This is a genomic window from Verrucomicrobiota bacterium, from assembly GCA_037139415.1.
Lineage (GTDB): Bacteria > Verrucomicrobiota > Verrucomicrobiia > Limisphaerales > Fontisphaeraceae > JBAXGN01.
In genome coordinates, this window is record JBAXGN010000304.1 from 1 (window position 1) to 5,376 (window position 5,376).

Annotated in this window: 5 protein-coding genes and 1 tRNA gene; 1 reads left to right on the forward strand and 5 read right to left on the reverse strand. The window is 54.6% G+C overall.

What is annotated here, in order from left to right:
- Positions 1 to 186: 186 nt before the first annotated feature.
- From WCO56_28700 to WCO56_28715, 4 genes are all read right to left on the reverse strand, one after another.
- Positions 187 to 429, reverse strand: a complete 243-nt coding sequence (locus tag WCO56_28700) for a fibronectin type III domain-containing protein (protein MEI7733583.1) — start codon at positions 427 to 429, stop codon at positions 187 to 189.
- A 232-nt stretch (positions 430 to 661) separates the two neighbouring features.
- Positions 662 to 738, reverse strand: a tRNA-Gly gene (locus WCO56_28705).
- 1 nt (position 739) lies between these two features.
- Entirely contained in the window at positions 740 to 928 is a 189-nt protein-coding gene (locus tag WCO56_28710) for a hypothetical protein (protein MEI7733584.1), read from the reverse strand.
- 10 nt (positions 929 to 938) lie between these two features.
- The gene (locus tag WCO56_28715; protein ID MEI7733585.1) at positions 939 to 2,852 is read right to left on the reverse strand and encodes a hypothetical protein; all 1,914 of its coding nucleotides are present in this window, start codon (positions 2,850 to 2,852) and stop codon (positions 939 to 941) included.
- 249 nt (positions 2,853 to 3,101) lie between these two features.
- On the opposite strand from WCO56_28715, the gene WCO56_28720 reads away from it, so the two are divergent.
- Complete coding sequence (locus WCO56_28720; protein ID MEI7733586.1) at positions 3,102 to 4,553, forward strand: uroporphyrinogen decarboxylase family protein; 1,452 nt, start codon at positions 3,102 to 3,104, stop codon at positions 4,551 to 4,553.
- A 6-nt stretch (positions 4,554 to 4,559) separates the two neighbouring features.
- Here WCO56_28720 and WCO56_28725 read toward each other — a convergent pair whose 3' ends face one another.
- The gene (locus WCO56_28725) at positions 4,560 to 5,312 is read right to left on the reverse strand and encodes a hypothetical protein (protein ID MEI7733587.1); all 753 of its coding nucleotides are present in this window, start codon (positions 5,310 to 5,312) and stop codon (positions 4,560 to 4,562) included.
- Positions 5,313 to 5,376 lie beyond the last annotated feature (64 nt).

Here is a 5,376-nt window from a genome sequence, read left to right on the forward strand (position 1 = left end):
ATAGCTTATCTTATGCATGTTTTGAAAACGGCTTTTCCGGGACGGGCTCTAGCTAGCCGGAGCGTCATGAGAGGGGAACGGGGCCGCGCCAACGTCTATGCGGTGACGCTGAAGGCCGATTGATGCGGCGCGGATGCGCTTCATGAGTCCCCAGGAGCGCCGGGCGGCGACTTAAACCGAACCGCTTCAAGACGGCATAAAAACGACCACCTCCGACCATGGGCCGGGGCCGTCTTGGCCAATGGCATGGATGCGGAACGCGTAGTCCTTGCCGCGCTCCAGGCCGGCAATCTTAATTTTGTGGCAGTAGCTGTGCTGCGTGCCGAGCTTCCAATTGGCGGGCACGGACGTATCGCCCAGGCAATATTGCACCTCGAACATGCGCGCCCCGCGCGGGCTTTTGGCGCTGGAAACTATAGCATAAGTCATTGCCAAACAGGAATTTTACGCGTAAAACATAAAAGCTGTTCCAGATGAGCAAAAAGCCTCAGCCGAAAGCTCCAAAGCCGCAGCCGGAGACACTAAAAGGGCTGGCCCGGATCAATGTCCGTCATACAAGGCCCGGACACGGCATTTAAGGGTGTTTGGCACGCACGGCAGTAAAACCGCAAACACGCTGCTAATCAGGCACTTGCAATTAGTTAACTCAGAGGAAATAAAATGGAGCGAGCGAAGGGATTCGAACCCTCGACACTCACGTTGGCAACGTGATGCTCTACCAGGCTGAGCTACGCTCGCTTCAAACAACGCGCACACTCTGCTTCATGACCGGATAAATTGCAAGTGCTGTTTTATATTTTTTTTCGACGGACTTTTGAGGGCGGTCGATGAGGGGTAGCCATGGCTGGAAAGCCGTAAACCAGCGCGCTTGTGGTTGTCCACAAACAAAACAGGCGCAGCCCGCAAGCCGCGCCTGTTTGTAATGCATGTCCAATGACCTATTTCATTAATGCCTGTTGTTGCAACAATAATGTATCGCCTTTTGAATTTTTCCCAAAGGCGGTGGTCGCTGACGTGAAGGTTATGACCACTGAATCGCCTGTTTGCCGCGGGATCAGCGTCGTCACCGTGGCGGTATTCGCTCCGGTTTTTAAGTACGTAAAGGTGCCTTGCTTGGCCCCCGAATTATCCTGGATTTGCACCTGTTTGCCGTTGAAAGTAGCCATACTGGTAGAGTTGTCTTTTTGACTGGTAGCCTGCCAAGTCTGGCCGCTCAAGGTGGTCGGCGCATACATGGCGTGGGTGGAAATGATGGTGCCGGTATAACTGACATCAGCACTGCCACTCCCGGTTCTGGTCTCGGTCCCAGAAATATCCATCATATCCGCTCCAGTGAAAATCAGGTCCAGCAACAGCACACTTTCATGCCCAATGACTTTCAGTTTGCCTGTGGCAAGGCCAGTCTTTTGATACGTGTATGTGAACGCACTTGCATCATGGGAAGAAGTCGAGGCCCCTTGCGAAACGGTGGAAAAAATGATCATTTGAACGTCGTTCGAGCTGTCGGTAAGCTGGAGGGACACCCCGGTGAGCAACTTCGGCGCCCAGTCCGGCGGCGGTTGCACATCCGTCTGGGAGATGAGTATGCTGCCAGTACCTGTGGGTCCCATGAACCAGCCACGTCCCTGAAGAGCGCCACTGACAGCATCGGGCACGAACACCCCCTTGAACGGTGTCACTTTCTTGGTGGCCGGATTCACAAATGATCCACTGAACACACCGCTGGCTGAATCCACCGTAACACTCAAATTAACGGTGGACTGCCACACCTTGATCAGTTTATCGGTCGCACTCACGTAACTGGGCGGAACGTTGTCCGGAAGACCGCCATCCATAAATTCAACCACCCCGTTGGTCCAACCAGTGACCGTGTGTCCAGCCGCTGGTTTGGTGTAGCGATCCAGTTGCGTGGTTATCCCGCTGTCTGATCCATCGGATTGATACCACGTGGGAACTTCGGAGAAAAGCCAGCTACCGCCATTTTCGGTTATCGTTATCCAGCCGGCATACAGTCCTTTACCGCCCAAAGGGGCGAATACCGGCACGCCAAGCGAGGAACTATTACCCACAATCAGACTGCTCACATTTAAAACTGCGCCATTCGGCAGATTGCCGGTTATCAGCACCTGATTGGGAGCTTTGATCGTCATCACCGCCGCTCCATATCCCATTGCCCCGCTCGGAGAAAAACTCAAGGTGTAATTACCGCACAGCGACGCGGCACTGCCGGAAGCCAGGGTCGCCACCTTCGGCGTGGCGTACACGAACACCTGATTTGTCGCTCCCGCCTCTCCGATCGTTCCGGTAACCGATCGCATCACCGAATCTTGCGGATCAAGGCTGAGTGCCACCTGCAATGTGGGTTTGCCGGGACGCGGCACCGCCAACTGCACCTCTCCCCGAATATTGAATGCGCCACTAATCGGAACAGCCAATCCCCGATTGAGCAACTGCCCGGTAAAAGCACCTTTGTCGGTGATGGTCAACTTGATCGTGCCGGCGTTTGAAATGGTGACGGGTATTCCCATGCCGGATTCCGGCGCATAGAGCCCATTATAGTCGCCTTTGAGCGCGGGCCAGGGATTGGTCACGAATGTCGCCGTAATCAGCAACCCGGGTTGATTCGTGAAAACATAGGTGGCTTTGGTGGAAACTTCATTGGTGACGTTGGCAGTCCAATTGGATAGAATATATCCGGCCGCTGGCACGGCGGTAAGGGTGACTTTACTGCCAATTTTAATCAACTGGCCATTGGCGGCACCAGTCACTTTGCCGTTACCGATGATGGTCAGTTGTAACGGTGCCGACTGCTGCTGTGCCAGCAACAAGGTTGCCGAGCAAAACAAGGCCATCGTTCCGGTTAATAATGAAGACCCTCCGATTCCAAGCCACGTTCTTTTTTGACTGATGTTACTCATACGTTTTTTTGGTTGTTGGTTTTCTCGATCCTAAACTTGTAGAACGTATATCATATTCCTTGCGGAAGACAAATATATCTTGCCACTATGAGTTGGACCTTGGGGCACCCAACTACGTTCACAACTTTTCTGCTCACGTTTTTTTCCTAGCCGTCCCCCCCGGCTTCCTCTATAATACTGGCCATGATCCCGATGAATATGGAACAGCTTTACCAGGAACGGTTAAACCGGTACGTAACCGCGATGCGCAACGAGAAGCCGGATCGGATTCCCCTCCGCCCGTTCGTGGCTGAATTTACCGCGCGTTACGCCGGTTATACGTGCCAGGAAGTCGTGCATGATTACAGCAAAGCGTTCGAGGCCGCCATCAAGACCGCCAAGGATTTCCAGTGGGACGCCGTCGTGCCCAACATGGTGTATGTCTGGACCGGGCTCGCCCAAGCGGCAGGATTGCGCTACTACGGCATCCCCGGTATTGGCATCCCACACACCAGTGGTTTCAATTATATTGAACCACCCGAGGATGGTGCGTTCATGCGCGAGGATGAATATGATGCGTTGATCCAGGACCCCACCGGTTTTCTCTACAACGTCTGGCTGCCGCGGGTCTCCACCGAGGTCAGCAAGATCGGCTCCCCCGCCACCTACCGCAACAATCTCGCGTTGGTAAAAAGTTCCATGGCGATGTTGAGTTACTTTTACGCGTTCGGACCGCAAGTGGGCCGGATGCGCACCGAATGCGGCACCGCCTCGGCCATCTCCGGCATTTTCAAGGCGCCTTTCGACATCATCGCTGATAAATTGCGGGGCTATGTGGGCTTGACCATGGACATGGCCACCCAGCCAAAAAAAGTACTCGCTGCTTGCGAGGCGCTTATGCCGCACCTGGTCAATGTCGGGCTGACCACCGCCGATCCCAGCAAACTGGTGCCCATCGGTTTTTGGATGCATCGCGGCTGTGTCCCGTTCATCAACCCGCGTCAGTTTGATTCCCACTACTGGCCCACACTCAAACCGTGCATTGAGGAATTCTGGAAACACGGGCACCAGACGCTCTTTTATGCCGAAGGCAAATGGAAACATCATTTTGAAACCTTCCGCGAATTACCCGACCGCAGCATTGTCTTTCACTGCGACCAGGATGACCTCTTTGAAGTCCATCGCCGGTTGCACGATAAATTTGCCCTCAGCGGCGGCATTCCAAACGTGCTGCTGAGTTACGGCAAACCGGAGGAAGTCCGTGAATTCTGCCTGCGGGTCATCCACGAGGTCGCCAAGGATGGTGGCTATATCATGGACGCCGGCGCCATCATGCAAAATGACACCGATATTGAGAATATGAAGGTAATGACGCAGGTCTGCCACGAGCATGGCACCTATTCCGCTGGCAGTTACCAGCCGCCTACGGCCACACCTCCGTGTGAACTGCCCGCCTCCATCGCCAGCCGCCGGCTGGTTGCAGGCACGACCGGACGCCCTGCCCCGCACCTAGCGCCGGGCACCTGTTTCCCTTGGGCAGAGAAGGTGAAGGAGCTGCCCGAAATCACGGGCGACCAGGACCTCGTCAAACGCGTCTGGGAACAGGTGGATGCTTTCGGCAACATGTATATCTGGCAGATGTTGCTGAGTTTTTAACTCGGCTCACCAGTATTTATAGATCCGGTTCAGTTGCGGATCATATTGGTCCACGGGCGACCGGCGGGATTGTTCATACTCGCGCTGCTTGTCCTCGTCTTTGACATTCATGAGCAGCGCATTGAAGCTCTCCATCGGTGGTTTTTCCTTGGCCCGCTGATTTTGGGGCGGCTTGGGTTTGGACTGGTTTTTCCTGGCCAACTGTTGTCGCAGGCGGGTGAGGTCCTGGCGCACCTGCTCTTCGCCGCGTTGTGCCTCGGGGTTGACCCGCTTGATTTCCAGGGAGCGTTGGTAACTGGTGGCGGCTTTTTCCAAATGGGAAACCGCCTTTTCCAGGGATTTGCTTTCCTGTTCGGAGGCCTGTTGTTGCTCCTGTTTACCCAACTCGTTCAGCAATTGCGGCAGGGTCTTTTCGAGCCGGGCAATCTTGGGCGGCGCCTCCTGGTTTTCCGGGTTAATTTTCAGCGCCTCCTTGTAATGGCTCAACGCATCCTGCAATTTTTCCGCTGCCTCGGCGGGATCATTCGCTTTGGCTTGCTCGCCCTCTTTGGCCTGTTGGTCGCCCTGCTTCATGTTTAATTCTTCCAGGGCTTGCTTCACTTCCGGTTCGCCTTTTTTGGCAATGGGTTGAGCCTTGTCCACGGCGAGGGCCTGCTCGTATTTATCCAGCGCCTTCTCGTATTTGTTAATGGCCTCTTCCGGATTCCATTTAGCCTCATTCTGCGCTTCTTTCTGCAATTGCAGCCCGTCGCGGGCCAACAGTTGGGCTAGTTTGACTTCGTAACTTTAACTACTCTGGTTGTGGCGTCGTTTTGCGCACCGG